This is a genomic window from Microcoleus sp. Pol11C2 (genome assembly GCF_036701505.1).
Lineage (GTDB): Bacteria > Cyanobacteriota > Cyanobacteriia > Cyanobacteriales > Microcoleaceae > Microcoleus.
Genome location: NZ_JAUBQX010000010.1, coordinates 38668 through 54694 on the forward strand (window position 1 = coordinate 38668; position 16027 = coordinate 54694).

General features: G+C 46.6%; 16 protein-coding genes. 7 read left to right on the forward strand and 9 right to left on the reverse strand.

The genetic code is table 11. The features are described from left to right. Positions 1 to 15 precede the first annotated feature (15 nt). Positions 16 to 219, reverse strand: coding sequence for a hypothetical protein (locus QUA42_RS08780; protein WP_333136925.1), 204 nt, complete (start codon positions 217 to 219; stop codon positions 16 to 18). A gap of 678 nt (positions 220 to 897) precedes the next feature. On the opposite strand from QUA42_RS08780, the gene tig reads away from it, so the two are divergent. From tig to QUA42_RS08800, 4 genes are all read left to right on the forward strand, one after another. Further along, positions 898 to 2313, forward strand: a complete 1416-nt coding sequence (gene tig, locus QUA42_RS08785) for a trigger factor (RefSeq protein ID WP_333136927.1) — start codon at positions 898 to 900, stop codon at positions 2311 to 2313. 347 nt (positions 2314 to 2660) lie between these two features. Continuing rightward, entirely contained in the window at positions 2661 to 3350 is a 690-nt protein-coding gene (clpP, locus tag QUA42_RS08790; RefSeq protein ID WP_333066788.1) for an ATP-dependent Clp endopeptidase proteolytic subunit ClpP, read from the forward strand. A 9-nt stretch (positions 3351 to 3359) separates the two neighbouring features. Continuing rightward, positions 3360 to 4703, forward strand: a complete 1344-nt coding sequence (gene clpX / locus QUA42_RS08795) for an ATP-dependent protease ATP-binding subunit ClpX (RefSeq protein WP_333041646.1) — start codon at positions 3360 to 3362, stop codon at positions 4701 to 4703. 26 nt (positions 4704 to 4729) lie between these two features. Further along, positions 4730 to 5551: a GNAT family N-acetyltransferase gene (locus tag QUA42_RS08800; RefSeq protein ID WP_333136929.1), complete on the forward strand. Its 822-nt coding sequence runs from the start codon at positions 4730 to 4732 to the stop codon at positions 5549 to 5551. On the opposite strand, the gene QUA42_RS08805 is transcribed toward QUA42_RS08800, so the two are convergent. Continuing rightward, on the reverse strand, positions 5491 to 7548 hold the full coding sequence (locus QUA42_RS08805) for a DNA polymerase III subunit gamma/tau (RefSeq protein WP_333136930.1): 2058 nt from the start codon (positions 7546 to 7548) through the stop codon (positions 5491 to 5493). The genes QUA42_RS08800 and QUA42_RS08805 overlap by 61 nt on opposite strands. Between QUA42_RS08805 and QUA42_RS08810 the strand changes: the two genes are divergently transcribed. Both QUA42_RS08810 and QUA42_RS08815 read left to right on the forward strand, forming a co-directional pair. After that, entirely contained in the window at positions 7525 to 7767 is a 243-nt protein-coding gene (locus QUA42_RS08810; RefSeq protein ID WP_333136932.1) for a hypothetical protein, read from the forward strand. The two genes, QUA42_RS08805 and QUA42_RS08810, sit on opposite strands and share 24 nt — an antisense overlap. Before the next feature lie 319 nt (positions 7768 to 8086). Further along, positions 8087 to 8998 (forward strand): hypothetical protein, encoded by a 912-nt coding sequence (locus QUA42_RS08815; RefSeq protein ID WP_333075052.1) that lies wholly within the window; start codon positions 8087 to 8089, stop codon positions 8996 to 8998. Between the two features lie 17 nt (positions 8999 to 9015). Here QUA42_RS08815 and QUA42_RS08820 read toward each other — a convergent pair whose 3' ends face one another. From QUA42_RS08820 to QUA42_RS08835, 4 genes are all read right to left on the reverse strand, one after another. Continuing rightward, positions 9016 to 9738 carry a DevA family ABC transporter ATP-binding protein gene (locus tag QUA42_RS08820; protein ID WP_333136934.1) on the reverse strand — a complete coding sequence of 241 codons (723 nt, stop codon included), beginning with the start codon at positions 9736 to 9738 and terminating at the stop codon, positions 9016 to 9018. A 72-nt stretch (positions 9739 to 9810) separates the two neighbouring features. Next, on the reverse strand, positions 9811 to 10971 hold the full coding sequence (gene devC, locus QUA42_RS08825) for an ABC transporter permease DevC (protein ID WP_333136936.1): 1161 nt from the start codon (positions 10969 to 10971) through the stop codon (positions 9811 to 9813). Positions 10972 to 11142: 171 nt separating this feature from the next. Next, complete coding sequence (locus tag QUA42_RS08830) at positions 11143 to 12786, reverse strand: HlyD family efflux transporter periplasmic adaptor subunit (protein ID WP_333136938.1); 1644 nt, start codon at positions 12784 to 12786, stop codon at positions 11143 to 11145. Between the two features lie 71 nt (positions 12787 to 12857). Further along, complete coding sequence (locus tag QUA42_RS08835; RefSeq protein WP_333136940.1) at positions 12858 to 13595, reverse strand: phycocyanobilin:ferredoxin oxidoreductase; 738 nt, start codon at positions 13593 to 13595, stop codon at positions 12858 to 12860. Between the two features lie 128 nt (positions 13596 to 13723). Here QUA42_RS08835 and tatA point away from each other — a divergent pair, with 128 nt between their 5' ends. Then, a complete protein-coding gene (gene tatA, locus QUA42_RS08840; RefSeq protein WP_333136942.1) occupies positions 13724 to 13915 on the forward strand; it encodes a twin-arginine translocase TatA/TatE family subunit in 192 nt (63 codons plus the stop codon). A gap of 61 nt (positions 13916 to 13976) precedes the next feature. On the opposite strand, the gene panB is transcribed toward tatA, so the two are convergent. The 3 genes from panB to QUA42_RS08855 form a co-directional block, all read right to left on the reverse strand. Continuing rightward, the gene (gene panB / locus QUA42_RS08845) at positions 13977 to 14753 is read right to left on the reverse strand and encodes a 3-methyl-2-oxobutanoate hydroxymethyltransferase (protein WP_333136944.1); all 777 of its coding nucleotides are present in this window, start codon (positions 14751 to 14753) and stop codon (positions 13977 to 13979) included. Between the two features lie 232 nt (positions 14754 to 14985). Continuing rightward, positions 14986 to 15402: an aspartyl protease gene (locus tag QUA42_RS08850; RefSeq protein ID WP_333136946.1), complete on the reverse strand. Its 417-nt coding sequence runs from the start codon at positions 15400 to 15402 to the stop codon at positions 14986 to 14988. 122 nt (positions 15403 to 15524) lie between these two features. Continuing rightward, positions 15525 to 16027, reverse strand: a 503-nt coding sequence (locus QUA42_RS08855) for a tetratricopeptide repeat protein (RefSeq protein ID WP_333136947.1), incomplete at its 5' end; no start/stop codon positions are given.

Genomic DNA, 16027 nt, shown 5'->3' on the forward strand with positions numbered 1-16027 from the left:
AATGGTGCAGTTAACCTAAAAGGGCGATCGAACTTCCCTATTTATCCGGGCGATCGTACCCAATGCCAGTTTAGCATCTTTTGCCAATCGCCCACGCCCAATCCGCATCCGGTTAAGTTTTGCGAGATATCTGCATTTTCGCAGGCGCATCCATTGACTTTGACTGGCCGCAGAGGCCGGCAAGATTGACATCACAGGGCGATATGTGCTATGGTGCATCGGCAATTAGTGGACTTAACCTCCACATTCCTAGCAGCAAAAGCTAGTATCCTCAAACCAAAACTATTTGGCAAGAGCCAAAAAAGTAGCCGGAAATGACTTACAGTCTCATCCGGTAAAGGTGTTGTAGTTGTGCCGTTACGAGTCAAAGCGTACAAAATTAAAATGCAGGCAAAGTCAGATTTGTATGTATTTTATCAAGGAAATTGGGTCTAAAACCCTGTCCTTTTAGGACGGCTTTAATTTCTTAAATCCCTTCCTAAAAGTCAGGAAATTTCTAGTAGACTACAGTAGTCAAGGTTAAACTCCTGCCCCATAGTGCATAAAAACAGTTAACGACACACTTGGGCGCGTAAACCGGTGGACAAAGAGCGGCGAAAACTCTATAAACAGCTAGGGGCTTAACACAGTTCCTTTAACCAGAGAAACAAACTATTTAGTCTTGTTAAGTAGGGTAGGGCATACCCGAACTCTAGGTAAGTATCCTAGTACGCTTTTGGAGATAGACCCTCTGGGATGACTGCGAATCAGGCTCGTTAATTGGTAGGATTTCTACGGTTAAAAAGTTTGAGGATTGCCGAAAGGACGCAACATTTTCAGGTCAGTCGCTGAATTAAGAATCCCTGTCCTTTAGGTCAGGGAGTGTCAATACACTATTGTTAAATATCAAAAAAGCCGATGAAAGTAACCCAGGAAAAACTTCCAGCTAGCCAAATTGGTCTGGAAATCGAAGTACCGTCAGAAAAGTCAAAACAAGCTTACGAGCAAGTAATTAAACAATTTGCTCGCGAGGTTAATATTCCTGGGTTCCGCAAAGGCAAAGTTCCCCGTCAAGTTTTGCTACAGCGCCTAGGCCAGACTCGTTTGAAGGCGACGGCTTTGGAAAATTTGATTAATGATTCCCTGCAAAAAGCCCTCGAACAAGAAAAAATTGCCGCAATTGGCAGTTTTGAACTTCGCACCGAGTTTGAAGAATTACTAGAGAAGTTCGATCCAGAACAGCCTCTGATTTTTTCGGCGAAGGTTGATGTACAACCCGAAGTGAAAATGGGTCAGTACACAGGTTTGCAGCTTCAAGCAGAAGAAGCTAAGTATGATGAGGCTCAGGTAGATGAGGTTCTGGCAAAATATCGATCGGACAAAGCTGCTTTAATCCCTGTAGAAGGCCGGCCGGCTCAGTTGGGAGACATGGCTTTGGTTGATTTCTCCGGTAGATTTGCCGAAGCACCTGAAGGCGAAACTCCCGCAGAAATTCCCGGCGGTCAAGCAGAAGACTTCCAAGTAGAATTATCGGAAAATCAGTTTGTACCGGGCTTTATCCAAGGCATGATCGGGATGAATCCGGGAGAAACTAGAGAAGTTTCCGTGCAGTTCCCAGATGAGTACAGCAGTGAAGAACTAGCAGGAAAACCGGCAGTCTTTACGATTACTCTCAAAGAACTTAAGGAAAAAGAATTGCCAGAGTTGGACGATGACTTCGCCCAAGAAGTCAGCGAGTTTGAAACTTTAGCCGAACTCCGCGAATCTCTCGAAACTCGGTTTAAAGCAGACCAAGAAAACAAGACATCAGCTAATAAGGAAAAAGCTATATCAGCAGCACTCGCGCAGCTAATAGAAGTGGAAATTCCCGAAACAATGCTCGATCGCGAAATCGATTATTTGTTGAATCAACAAGCCGTGCAATTGAAAAATTACGGCATAGATATCAACCAACTGTTTACGGAAGAAAATATGGGCCCGATGCGGGAACGCTCGCGCCCGGAAGCAATCGAGCGCCTCAAGCAGAATTTAGCTTTGGCAGAAGTAGCCAAGCTGGAATCCTTATCTGTTGAACCAGCAGAAGTAGCAGCAGAAGTAGCAAAAATCAGAAAGCAGTTTCCCAAAGGAGATTTTGACCCCCAAAGGTTGCAGGAATTTGTAGCAGAAGACTTGCTCAAACAAAAAACCCTGAAATGGTTGGAAGAAAAAGGGACAATCGAACTCGTACCTGAAGGCTCTCTGACTCCCGCAGCAGCAGAATCAGAAGAATCAGACGCTGAAGATTCAGCAGAAGCAGCCACGAGCGTTGAAGTGGAAGTCGTAGGCGAAGAATAAAACTTAATGTGTTCAAATGTCCTAATTGGGGGCATGAAATCAACCGCGATTTTAAAGGCGCACCCGATACTTAACTACAAGCTCCGGGTGCGCCCGATCCTTACTAAAAGCTCGGGGTGTCCGCTAGAAGCAGCGATGATTTACCAGTAAGTATTTTAACTCATTCACCCCGCGAGCCTGGCGAGTCACTCCAGCGTTGCGCCCAGCGCAGAAAGCACTTTCAAAACTCAAAACTCCCCATTCCCCCGATATCCGTTTAGAAGAGGCATAATAGTTAAAAGCTGGCGGCTTAATTTAAAGCTTTCATCAGCAGCAGCAAATTGTCTAGAATCCTTGACTGGTGTCTTATGGTTGTATCTCAATCTTCCAATTACCTAATTACAAGCTATAACGATTTTGATGTCAGTTCCAGCCCCAGCAATGTAGTGCCGATGGTACTAGAACAGTCGGGGATGGGCGAGCGGGCCTTTGACATTTACTCGCGCTTGCTGCGGGAGCGAATTGTGTTTTTAGGAACTCCCGTAACCGACGAAGTTGCTGACTCGATAGTGGCTCAGCTATTGTATCTGGATGCTGAAGACCCAGAAAAAGATATCCAAATGTACATAAATTCCCCCGGCGGCTCGGTGACGGCCGGCATGGCAATTTATGACACAATGCAGCAAATCCGCCCGGATGTGGTGACGATTTGTTACGGTTTGGCAGCGAGTATGGGCGCATTTCTGCTGACAGCAGGAGCCCACGGTAAGCGGATGTCTCTTCCGAGTTCCCGGATTATGATCCACCAGCCGCTTGGAGGCGCTCAAGGTCAAGCAGTTGATATTGAGATTCAAGCCAAAGAAATCCTTTATCATAAGCGTAAGCTGAATCAACTGCTAGCGCACCACACGGGTCAACCGATCGAGAAATTAGAGGCTGATACAGAGCGCGACTTTTTTATGTCAGCCGAGGAAGCCAAAAATTACGGTTTGGTCGATCGAGTTATCGCGAAAGAAAACCTTCCGGCGGCGGGAGAGAATGTCACTGCACTGAATTAAGAGGCTGTTATGTCTAAGTACGACTCCCATCTAAAATGTTCGTTTTGTGGCAAGTCTCAAGAGCAAGTACGCAAGTTGATCGCAGGGCCCGGGGTGTATATCTGCGACGAATGCGTTGACTTGTGCAATGAAATTTTAGATGAGGAGTTGTTTGATTCGAGTGCAGTGCCCGCAGCGGCGGTGGCCCCGAAGCAGGAAACGACGCCAAAGCGCCGCGGTACCTCGGGCAAAAGTATGTCGCTGAGCCAAATTCCCAAGCCGAGGGAAATTAAAAATTACCTCGACGAAAACGCGATCGGGCAAGATGAGGCGAAAAAGGTGCTCTCGGTGGCAGTTTACAACCACTACAAGCGCCTGAGCTTTATCCATGCAAAAAATAGCGGCAAGCACCCGCCGGAAGAAGTAGAACTGCAAAAATCGAATATTTTGTTAATCGGGCCGACGGGCTGCGGGAAAACGCTGCTGGCTCAGACTTTGGCGGATATGCTAGACGTGCCTTTTGCGGTGGCTGACGCGACGACGCTGACGGAAGCAGGCTATGTCGGGGAAGATGTGGAAAATATTTTGCTGCGGCTGCTGCAAGTGGCAGATATGGACGTGGAAGAGGCGCAGCGCGGAATTATTTATATTGATGAAATTGACAAAATTGCCCGCAAGAGCGAAAATCCTTCGATTACCCGGGATGTGTCTGGGGAAGGCGTGCAGCAGGCGCTGTTGAAAATGCTTGAGGGGACGATCGCCAATGTACCTCCCCAAGGCGGCCGCAAGCATCCCTACCAAGACTGCATCCAAATTGATACTAGCAATATCATGTTTATCTGCGGCGGTGCTTTTGTCGGTCTGGAAAAAGTGATAGAGCAGAGAACGGGTAAAAAGTCAATGGGTTTTATTCAGCCCGGAGAAGCTCAGCCGAAGGAAAAGCGGGCTGCTGATGTACTCAAGCAACTGGAACCGGATGATTTGGTGAAGTTTGGGATGATTCCTGAGTTTATTGGGCGGGTGCCGGTGGCGGCGGTGTTGGAACCGCTGGATGAGGAAACGCTGATGGCGATTTTGACTGAGCCGCGCAATGCTTTGGTTAAGCAGTATCAAAAGCTGCTGAAGATGGATAATGTGCAGTTGGACTTTAAGCCAGAGGCGATTCGGGCGATCGCCCAGGAAGCATACCGCCGCAAAACTGGAGCGCGGGCGCTGCGGGGAATTGTCGAAGAATTGATGTTGGATGTGATGTACGAGTTGCCGTCGCGCAAGGATGTTGCCCGGTGTACGATTACTAAGGAAATGGTCGAGAAGCGATCGACCGCCGAGCTGTTGGTACTTCCCTCCTCGCTGCCCAAGCCAGAGTCAGCTTAAAAGCAAGGTTTTCAGCACAGCCACTTATGGAATCTCGCATTCAATCATACCTGCGCTTTGCGGCGAGCCAGCAGCGCGACACCGAGCGGATCGGGCCGTTCCTCGCTACCTTCAGTCGCCACAGCCCCAACCCTTATCTCAACTATGCGATTCCCGACGACGGCGCCGCACCCTCCTTCGCCGATGTCAACGCCCTAATCGCTGCGTACTCTGTGCGCGGGCGAAAGCCGCGTTTGGAGTACGTCGCGAAACTCGCCCCTGCTGTCGAAGAAACGCTGATATCCGCCGGTTTCACCGTTGAGGGACGCTTGCCGCTGATGACTTGCACTCCGGGTTCCGAGAAATTGTTTCCCCTCCCCGCGGACATCGAACTGATTGTGCCAGTTTCCGAGGCCGAGATCCTCGGTACAGCGGTGGCGCAACACGAGGCTTTCACAGAGGCTGCACCAAGCCCTGAAGACGTAGACAGTCTTCGGAAAACTCTGGCTGCAGGTGGCATCGCCGTACTCGCTCGCCTAGCAGCAACGGGCGAACCTGCGGGGGCTGGAATGTTTACTGTGCCGGCAAATCAGACGACAGAAATCGCCGGTATCGGCGTGCGCGTCCCTTTTCGCCGGCGGGGCATAGCAGGGGCTTTGACGGCCCGGCTGGTGCGAGAAGCTTTCGACGCGGGTGTTGCGGTGGCGTTTCTGATGCCGGGACACGAGGAGGGATTCCGAGTTTACACCCGCGCTGGATTTTGTGCGAGCGGCGAAATTTTGCACATTTCGCTCCCGCAAGCAGACATTTACCAATCTATAAAATCATCCTCACCTAACTCAGAAGATAACTCGGAAAAATCCGGTTGAGATTCCAATCTAAAAGTTTCCGACTCCCAAATCTCCAAGTCATTCGACAAATCGACTACTTCCCCGTCAAACATATCAGCCAATTGCCTAGCCGTATTCGCGACATATTGAGCGTCATCACGCACGGCTATAGCCTGAGCGTTAAAGTCATTTTGAGATTCTGTAGAGCCGTTGGTGGGCGATCGCGATTCGGAAGTTGTCGGCACATTAACGGCGGTATTTTCAGTCGCTGGCGGGTGTTTTTGTTCTTCTCCACCCTTCCCCAAAAAATCATCTGTAATCTCAGAGCCCGCCGAGTTTTGCACCTGTTGGTCCGCATCATCCGCAGGATGAGAATTCCTGGGATTTTCGGCAACACGTCCGTTAGAACTTGGCAAATCCTTAGCGCGAGAACTATTAGTTTCAGCGGGATTTGTCAAGCCCACTTTTACTGTTACTCGACGGTTAAAAATTTGCAAAAAAGCTTCTTCAATATTAGCTACTTTGTCTTTAACCATATTGAGCAACGGCTGCGAACTAATCTTAACATGAGCAGTATTATTGCTAAAAATTACTAGCTGTCCATGTTGGCGAAGCAGCGATTGAGTTCCATGCGGCCGCACGCGCTCAAGTACCTGTTCCCACACTCGATTTAAATCGATTTCATCGGCTGAATTAGTCTGTGAATAATTTGTTTGATGCGTCTCAGGAGTTGGTACAGGTGCGGGAATCGCAGCAGGAGGTGGGCTTTCTGTTCGATTAGCCACAGGCTGCGACTGAGGAGGATGATTTTGCGAATTGGAAACTGAAGATTGTTCAATATTAGATATCTGGCTCCCCCCCTTAGCAAGGGGGGGTTGGGGGGGGTGAATTTGTGATGGAGCAATATTTTTAGCTGGTTCGGCTGCCGATTGCTGCGGAGTTCTAATTGCTGAGGGCAACAATCCCAACAGCGTTACTTCCAGCCACAAACGCGGCTGAGTAGTGTTTTTAATTTGCACTTCGTGGGTTTGCAAATGTTTCTGACCTGCCAAAATCAACTCGGCATCCCAATTGCGGGCAAAATCCCCCAGTTTTTCCCAAGTTGCAGATGTTAAAGCTACTAAATCAGACCGCTTTGGTGCAGCTTTGGCTATTAGCAAATCTCGGTAAAAGCTCGCGAGACTTTGCAGCACGATTAGCGGTTCCCGACCGCGATCCATGAGATGGCGGGTCATGTCTATTAGTGCTGTAGCGTTATCTGTATCAATAGCTTGCAGCAAATTCATTAAGTCATTTTCTGGGACGGCACCGACTAAATCCCAAACTTTTTCGACTGTTACTTCACCCTGAAATAAGCTTAGTTGATCGAGCAAACTTTCGGCATCTCGCAGACCTCCTTGGGCGATTTGAGCAACCATTTGTACTGCATCGCTGGCAATATTGATATTTTCTAATTTGGCAATTGTGTGCAAATGAGCAATCATTGCATCGAGGGGTATGCGGCGAAAATCGAACTTTTGGCAACGAGAAATAATAGTTGGTAATACTCTTTGTGGATCGGTTGTTGCGAGAACGAATACAACGCGATCGGGCGGTTCTTCTAATGTTTTTAATAAGGCATTAAAGGCCTGGGTACTGAGCATATGAACTTCGTCGATTACATATACTTTATAGCGACACTGTACGGGAGCAAATTGAGATCGTTCGATTAAATCCCGAATGTTATCTACTCCGGTGTTGCTGGCGGCGTCAATTTCGATGACATCTAGTGTGGAACCTCGGGCAATTTCTTGGCAAACGTTGCATTTGCCACAGGGTGTGGGGGTGGGGGCAACCGTAGAAATACAGTTGAGAGATTTGGCGAAAATTCTGGCACTAGAGGTTTTACCGGTGCCTCTGGGGCCGGTGAATAGATATGCTGGTGCTATGCGCTCTTGTAGGATGGCGCTGGTGAGGGTTTGGGCGATCGCCTCTTGACCGACTAATTCGGCAAATGTCTGAGGGCGATATTTGTGATGCAGGGGTTCGTAGGTCACGATCGAATATTGGTGGTATTAGCTGTAATCTTAGCTAAGGAGACGTTGTTCGATCGCAAAGAGAGCTCGACTTTCACAGCAAACCGCCCGGTGGGCTGGCACAGCGGGAGTCAGCCAACAGTAGGAATTATCACTCTCCAACGTCCGCCCCTCGATCGTCCGGGCGATCGGCTGTTCTGCTTGATGTTTTCCGCTGCTCGCTCCCAGAGTTACTATTAATTTATGTGTATTTCTTTTTATTTTTCTAGAAACGGAGACCGCCGAACAAACATTTTTTTTAGCTATATTGGTATAATATCTTACAGACAATTCACCATTTCTATTGGCCAGTGCCAGCGCGGGATTTTCCGATATTTCGGAAACCTGCTTGCAGTTAAAGATAAAGTATTAATTAGAGGGTGCGTGCTCCAGTTGCAGAAATCCAGTTGTACCAAGATGATGGTGGAATGATGTCAATGTTGGTTGATCCAGTTGCACTACCAGCTCTACTCTGGAGTCCTGTATAAATATAGCGTCAAATTTTACCCTTTAAAAGCCCATGTCAACCCAAATAATCCTTGTAGAACCAAGGTTGGCAGTAGCCTCTCCCAAACCTAAAAAGGCTAAACCCGGAGATCCGTCCTCAGACCAACTCTTAATGGGAGGGTCAGGATTACTGTTGTTATTGCTTATCGGTTTAGCGGTGTTTACCAAGCTAAAACTCGACGATTTGAGTAAAAAGCTCAAATTTGAGGAGTTTAGAAATCGAGAACTCCAGAAAAAATACAAAATGGCTCTGGAAACCATGTTAAAGATGGAAAAGAATCCCGACCTTATCCACTCGCGAGACTTTAATTTAGACTACCTGAGAATGCGGATGGCGGAAGAGGTCTTTCACTTTGCCATTGTGAACCAGATCAAGGTAAAAGTTAAAGAAAAAATTAGTATTGCCCTGCGTCCGACTCAGGGGGCAGTGGGAGATAAAAATGGGAATGCGGGCAGCGGCAGGCAAGTGGATTCGATGTTTGATATCGAATACGAAACTGGCGATCCGGCAATAAAAATAGAAAAACGCGTGCTGTTTCGGATTCAAATTAAGTTGATGAAACTGCCGACTCAGGCAACATCAGCGACAATTAATCAAATTATTGACTGTTTGGAAACTTATCTGAGTCCTTCAGACGACCACGACAGTTGGCAGCCGACAATTCAAGGTCGCATCGTTCATATTGAGTGGGATCAAAAAGCCAAGCCGACGCCGATGTTGGTGCTGGAACAGTCGAATGAAGGGGTGAATGTTACCTTTAGGACTACAAGAACGCCTGCTGGCAGACCTACAAATGCCAATGATAGCCAATTGGTAGGAGCTAAGGGTCAAAAGAGTGGCAAAAGTAGTTCTAAAACTCCAGCCAAAGGTGCAACGAAAAGTCCTGCCAAGGTAGGAGCAAAGCGTCCCGGTTCTCGGAAATAAGTTTAGGTGGGTTAATATTATTTTCCCGAAAGAACGCCTGTGGCAGCCGCTGTTGATGTATCTTGTGCGAGGTAGCCGTCTTCCATGTGAATAATGCGATCGGCTATATCTAAAATGCGGTTGTCGTGGGTGACAAGCAAAATAGTGCAGTGCTGTTCTTTGGCCAAACCTCGCATAATTTCTACCACATCTCGACCTGATTTACTGTCTAGGGCTGCTGTGGGTTCGTCTGCTAATACTAATTTCGGCTGGCTGACTAAGGCGCGGGCGATCGCAACTCTTTGTTTCTGGCCCCCCGAAAGACTGTCCGGGTAATAATCTATTCTTTCTTCCAAGCCTACAGCTTGCAGCATTCCCTCTATTCTATCATTAGTTTCTTGGCGAGAAAGATGGCTGTGCAGTTCTAAAGACATTTGCACGTTTTGCCTAGCTGTCAAGCATTTGAGCAAATTGTGACCTTGGAAAATATAGCCGATGTCGCGGCGAATTTTAACTAATTTATTTTTGCCCGTTCCCCGCAATTCTTGGTCGAGAATTTTCAGACTACCTTCTTGGATCGATCGCAAAGCTCCAATCAAGGTTAACAATGTTGTTTTACCAGACCCAGAAGGCCCAGTCATCAGCACGATTTCGCCCGGATAAATTTCGAGGTTGATGTCAAATAATGTCTGTTTGCGAAGTTGTCCTTCGCCGAAGGAATGATTGAGATTTTTAATTGAGACTACTGGTAAAGTATTCATTAATAATTGGTAATTGGTAATTGGTAATTTTTTATTCCTTCTTTCTTTTTTTCTTTCTTTCTTCTTCCTTCGTTAAAAAATATCCGCTGGGTCAGCCGCCTGCAACTTCCTAACTGCGATCGCCCCCGACACAGAACACATGATCGTTGTCATTGCAAAAACAGTTATAACTTTTGTCAAAGTCATGTACATCGGCAAAGTCGTAGCAGTTCTAGCTAAATTGTACAACACCACAGAAATCCCAAGTCCTGGCAAATAGCCAAGGATTGCCAAAATTAAAGCCTCTTGAAAAACCACACTCAAAAAGTAACCGTCTTTATATCCCATCGCCTTTAACGTAGCGTATTCTGGCAAATGGTCATTAACATCAGTATAGAGAATTTGATAGACAATCACGATTCCCACGATAAATCCCATAGCCGCGCCGAGAGTGAAAATAAATCCGATCGCCGTGCTTTCCTCCCAATATTTTCTCTCAAAAGCTATAAACTCTTCTTTAGAAGCAATTGTCACGTCTTGCGGTAAAGTTGCCCTCATTTTTTCAATAACTGCCTTTACATCAGTTCCTGGCTGCAAGTGAACAATTCCGACATCAATTAAACCTTTACTTCTTCTACTATGAAAAATCCGCATAAAGTTCACATCGCTGGTAATAATATTGCCATCAGCACCGAAAGATGCTCCTAAAGTAAATAACCCCTCTACAGTAACGCGGCGGTTATCTATTTCAGTTTCCACAGGCTTTCCCTGGTTGAAATATTCTGCTACTGGCCCAAACTCCGGGCGCGAAGCTCGATCAAATAAAACGACATCTGAAATTTTGATTTTGTCCAAATTATTTTTGACTTCCGGCATCTCAAAGATGGGATGAGCGGGGTCAAAACCGATTACCATCAGTTGGCGGGTATTGTTTTTGTCTGGGTCGGGATTTTTCCACAACCCAAAGCCTAAATATAGCGGGCTAATTCCTGTAACGCCATTAAAACTCAAAGCTTGATACAAACGCCGTTGGGGAAAGCTTTTCATGGCTATTAAAGCCGTAGATTGCGTGCTGGTGATAAAAATATCCCCTTTTAATTGAGAGTGAAAGGTGGTGGAACTTTCAAATAGTGCGTCTCTAAATCCGAACTGGATAAACATCAGCAAGTCGGCAAATCCAATGCCGGCTATCGCGATTACTAAACGCATTTTTTCGCGCGTTAATTGTGCCCAAGCTAGCGGTATTTTTGCCATAACAGTCGATTTTATCTCTGAGATTTGTGGGGGGAATTGAATTATTTTAGGGCTTAAGCACGGGTGTTGAGAAACCGGTTTTTTTTACCCTTATATTTGATTCAAACCCTTAATATCGGTAAAAAACCCGGTTTCTTGATTCCCCATGCGTAAGTCTTGTTAACGTAAAATTTAGATATTTATTTTAACTTCAACCTGCAAGTTTGTTAGGGTTGCAACTTTCTTGCTCGATTCCGGCTCGAGGCGAATTCTTACTTCGATAACTCTCGCATCGGTGTCGGCTGCGGGGTCCGTATTGAGGACATCTTTTTTACCGATTTGTTTGCCGATGCGAGTGACTGTTCCTTCCAAAGTGCCTGCAAAAACCGGGCTGGTGACTGTTGCGCGCTGGCCGTTTCGCACTTTGGCGATGTCGGTTTCGTAAACTTCTGCTACGGCGTACATTTGATCGGTGCCGCCTAGTTCTACGATTCCGTCTTGAGTGTTGACAGCTTCTCCTTGTCGGCTGTGAACTTTGAGGATGTAGCCAGATACGGGTGCTTTGACGTAGCTTAAGTTTAAGTCTACTTGAGCTTTTTGTTTGGTGGCGATCGCACTTTCGACGGCGGCTTGGGCGGCTTGCACGTCTTCGGGACGTACTTCGGAAATTTGGTCTAGATTTGCTTTGGCTTGATTGATTTGTTCTTGGCCAGTTTCTGCTTTTTGTTTGAGTATTGCTTCGGCTTGATTGATTTGTTCTCTACCGGTTTCTATCTTTTGATTTAAGGTTGCTCTGGCTTGGTTAATTTCCTGGCTGCCTGTTTCTAACTTGCGTCGGAGATTCGCTCGGGATTGATTGATTTCCTGCTTGCCTGTTTCTACTGTTTGTTTGATTGTTGCTTTGGTTTCGACTATTTGCTCTTGCACTGTTTGCACTGTTTTTTCTAATACAGCTTGCGCTTCTTTTACTCTCTGGCGAGCCGTCTCTGCTGCTAAGCGTTTGGTGTCGTAGACGGAAGCAGAAATTGCCCCAGTTTCTGAGAGTTCTTTATTGCGTTGTTCCTCAGCTTCGGCGTTGGTTAATTCGGCTTTTAGCCGATCGACTGTAGCGTTTTGAGAGGCAATTTCGCCGCGCAATTGAGCTTCTAGCCTAGCCAATTTAGATTGCTGCACCTCTGTTTCTCTTTGGAGTTGTGCCTCAAATTTGGCAAGATTAGCTTGTTCGGCTTCGGTTTCTCTTTGGAGTTGTGCCTCGAATTTGGCAACGTTAGCTTGTTCGGCTTCGGTTTCTCTTCGCAGTTGAGCTTCTAAGCGGGCGACATTAGCTTGTTCGGCTTCGGTTTCCCTTTGCACTTGTGCTTCAAACTTGCCAACTTCTGCTTTTTGAGCGCCAACAACGCCTGTTTTTGCGCCTGCTAGAATTTTCGCTAATTCTGCTTGTTTGACTTTGACTTCTTTGTCGGCTTGTTGGAGGATTGCTTGGAGCCGATCGCGCGTATCGAGAACTGCTATGATTTGTCCTTGACTGACTCGATCGCCCTCTTCCACCTGCAACAGTTCAATTCTTGCTCCCTCCGACGCCGAAGGGGCTGACAATTTGATCACTTCACCCTGCGGAGTCAACCTACCCAAAGCGGTAACGCTGGTGCGGGTGGAGGCGGGAGTTGCAGCAGCCGTTGCAGCCGCTGCCTTTAACTCTTCGGCTTTTCTAATTTGAGATACTTGCCAAAAACCGACTCCTGTGGTAATAAGAGTGGCGACGATCGCTAAACCGATGATTCCTCGTCCTGGGGGTTTTAAAAATGATTTATCCTTGACCGGTGATTCCTTTCCCATGACTTATAAAGTAGGTGATTTCCTGATTAAGTTTTTTCCACCCACTGTGAAGTATTGTAAACCAATTTCAGCTATTTAGGGATATCAAAAAGCACCTCGGTCATGTAATGTTCGGCCCAATCTTGACCGAAAGCTTTTTCGAGTACGCGGCGGGTTTTGTCGTTTTGCTGCTGCTGGGTGCAGTAGTAAATTTGAGCGTCTAGAATTTCCGATGCTTCGGCGGCAGAGACTGGTTCGGAAGCGACTGCCTGTTTGCAGTGAATTTCAACGTAGGATTCAACAATATCCAAAAACCGATTGTTTTCTTCGATCGACTCTGGCCGCACGAACAGACAAAATTCTGAGAAAATATCCCCCCATTCGGGAATTTGCCGGGGACAAGAAAATTGCTTGAGCGGCAATATTTCCAGTTGGGTTCGGTAGGTTTCCGACAAAGTTCGATCTCGATTGAGGGGAGAAAGGTCTGCGATCGCGGCGCTAACTTGGCCTTTGCCTGCTACGATATCCGTACCGAACATCGGCAAAGCATAATTCGGTCTGGGAAACATCACGCAGTGCAGAATGTCAAGCAAGGGCCCGACTTTAGCGAGTTCGAGGTGTATTTTGCGGAACTGGGGCGTTTGATAGCAGCGGTTTTCAATGATCAGTTTTTCTCCTTCCAAGCGGCCTTCTACGTATCCCAACTCAGCGGGCAGGTGGTAGGGTTCGAGGTCGAGATAGCGGTGCCATACTGCTTCCATCCGGTCTGCTAAATCGCGGATGAGATGGTGCTGTTGGTCGCGCAGAGAAGGCTGGGATATTTCTAACATTCTTATTTATCGGGGGATAGCTTAATAAAACTTGATTCTACTGTTGCAAGATGCAGGAAAAAAGGTAGATACTTTAACAATATCAGTAGATTGACTTACGATCGAGCAAGTTTTACAGGAGATTTTGTATGTTTGGTCTGGGATTGCCTGAAATGGGCATTGTTGCGGTGGTGGCTATACTAATTTTCGGCCCCAAGAAGATTCCTGAGTTGGGAAATGCTTTGGGCAAAACGCTGCGGAGTTTTAAGGAAGGGGTTGGTCAATCTGACGATGAAGCTGTTGAGAAGGATAAAGAGGAAGAGGGTCAGCCGAAAGTGTAAATTAGGTTTGTAGTGAGGATTTTAGTCCTCATTTTTAAGGTTTCAAGCCCTCACTACGAACCTATTCGGGAAATTTGCCTTCTCTAACTTCAAGGGAATAATCTTTCACAGCTTGGGTAATTGTTTCTCGCAAATTGGCGTAAGCTTTAGCAAAAGGCGGCTGTTTTTCGGAAAGTCCCAACAAATCGGAAGTAACTAAAACTTGGCCGTCGCAGTGCGGCCCGGCGCCGATACCAATGGTGGGAATAGTTAATTTTTGGGTAATTTGAGCGGCTAAGTCTGCGGGAATGTGTTCTAGCACGATCGCAAAGGCACCGGCTTCTTGAAGCGCGATCGACTCTGCTATGATGCGATCGGCTGCTTCGGCCGTTTTTCCTTGTTTTTTGTAGCCGAGTTGGTGTACCGACTGCGGAGTTAAACCGACGTGCCCCATCACCGGAATTCCGGCGGATGTTAGCTGCGAAACTGTGGCGGCCATTGCTGGATATCCACCTTCTAATTTTACAGCTTGAGCGCCGGTTTCTTTCAAAACTCTCCCGGCAGAGTGGATGGCTTGCTGGGGACTTTCTTGGTATGTCAAAAACGGCAAATCGACAACAATTAATGCTTGTTTAACACCACGGCGCACTGCTTTAGCGTGGTGCAGCATTTCATCGAGGGTTATGGGTAGGGTTGTTTCGTAGCCTAAGACTGGCATTGCGAGGGAATCGCCAACTAGGATGATGTCTGTGCCTGCTTGGTCGAGTAGTTGGGCGATCGCATAATCATAACCTGTCAGTGCCACAATTGGTCGCCTTTGCTGTTTCCACTGTATTAATTGATGAGTAGTGACTGACATTTTAGTGCAAAAATATAATATTATTTTTGGGTATTACTAATTATATCAAATCCGGTTAATTCGTCCTTGTATAATTTGCGCTGTACAATTTGCGCGATGTAGGGGCGGGTTTTACCAACCATCTATGTTTAAAACTAAGTATATAGTAAACCCGCCCCCCTCATCCTCAGTCCGCGCAACGCGAGACTAAAAGACAATGGGCAGTGTATTTATGGCAAAAACCAGAGGAATTTTACACCCGAATATAACTTTGGCTTCCCTCTGCTGGCAAAACAATCAACCGCTGATTTTTCAAGTCTGGTTCTAAACCCAAATCTTCGAGGGGAATTAAGCCGAGTAAAGGTTCTTCTCCTGCAGGAATTTCTACACAATCATACCTGCCTTCCCTGCCAGCTACCGCAAGAGTGACATCTTTGAACAGACGAAAATTTCTGGTTCCTATTGCCGTATATCCGTCGATTTCACCTAGCATTGGCAAACCCAACTGACTGATAATATCTGCTGGTAAGCAGAGTCGAGTTGCTCCTGTATCGACTAAGACGTTATCGATGGTGATAGAGCGTATTTGCTCTGCGGGGATGAACCCTCTTTCTCCCAGAATTTCATCGATGTGATTGGTGACGGTTATTGTTGCGGTGACTCTGCCCATTTTTTTATCCTTTTGTTTTGCTATAGAATGTTTCCGTTTCTTTTTGACTAAATTATTATCTACAATCTCGGTTGCATATTGGACATTTTAACAATATTTGTAACTGAGAGCGATATTTTAATTTATTCCTGAAGTTCTGCTAATAACTGTTCCCCGAAAGGATGTTTTTGCAATTGATCAAATGTCAAATGTCCTTTACTTATTCCTTGACGCCACAGCCCAACATAATTTTTCCACACAACCTGAATGTTGGGGTGGTTTGCAGGCAACTTGCTGCGAAAAATTTCCACAGCTTGCAAATACAGGGGTTCCGCTTCCGAGTACCTTCCTTGGGATTCATAAAGTCCGCCTAAATTGTTGAGGTCAATAGCTAAACTGGGATGGTCTTCAGGAAGCGAACGCCTGTCTATTTCCAATGCTTGCAAAAACAGCGGTTCCGCTTCCGAGTACCTTCCTTGGGATTTATAAAGTTGGGCTAAATTGTTGAGGTGAATAGCTAAACTGGGATGGTCTTCAGGAAGCGATCGCCTACCTATTTCCACAGCTTCCAAAAACAGCGGTTCCGCTTCCGAGTACCTTCCTTGGGATTTATAAAGTTGGGCTAAATTGTTGAGGTGAATAGCTA

Coding starts and splice junctions, on each gene's coding strand:
- QUA42_RS08815 (WP_333075052.1), top strand. CDS start 8,087: ATGTCAACCCAAATAATCCTTGTAGAACCAAGGTTGGCAGTAGCCTCT.
- QUA42_RS08830 (WP_333136938.1), bottom strand. CDS start 12,786: ATGGGAAAGGAATCACCGGTCAAGGATAAATCATTTTTAAAACCCCCA.
- QUA42_RS08820 (WP_333136934.1), bottom strand. CDS start 9,738: ATGAATACTTTACCAGTAGTCTCAATTAAAAATCTCAATCATTCCTTC.
- clpX (WP_333041646.1), top strand. CDS start 3,360: ATGTCTAAGTACGACTCCCATCTAAAATGTTCGTTTTGTGGCAAGTCT.
- tig (WP_333136927.1), top strand. CDS start 898: ATGAAAGTAACCCAGGAAAAACTTCCAGCTAGCCAAATTGGTCTGGAA.
- QUA42_RS08835 (WP_333136940.1), bottom strand. CDS start 13,595: ATGTTAGAAATATCCCAGCCTTCTCTGCGCGACCAACAGCACCATCTC.
- QUA42_RS08850 (WP_333136946.1), bottom strand. CDS start 15,402: ATGGGCAGAGTCACCGCAACAATAACCGTCACCAATCACATCGATGAA.
- tatA (WP_333136942.1), top strand. CDS start 13,724: ATGTTTGGTCTGGGATTGCCTGAAATGGGCATTGTTGCGGTGGTGGCT.
- panB (WP_333136944.1), bottom strand. CDS start 14,753: ATGTCAGTCACTACTCATCAATTAATACAGTGGAAACAGCAAAGGCGA.
- QUA42_RS08800 (WP_333136929.1), top strand. CDS start 4,730: ATGGAATCTCGCATTCAATCATACCTGCGCTTTGCGGCGAGCCAGCAG.
- QUA42_RS08780 (WP_333136925.1), bottom strand. CDS start 219: ATGCACCATAGCACATATCGCCCTGTGATGTCAATCTTGCCGGCCTCT.
- devC (WP_333136936.1), bottom strand. CDS start 10,971: ATGGCAAAAATACCGCTAGCTTGGGCACAATTAACGCGCGAAAAAATG.
- clpP (WP_333066788.1), top strand. CDS start 2,661: ATGGTTGTATCTCAATCTTCCAATTACCTAATTACAAGCTATAACGAT.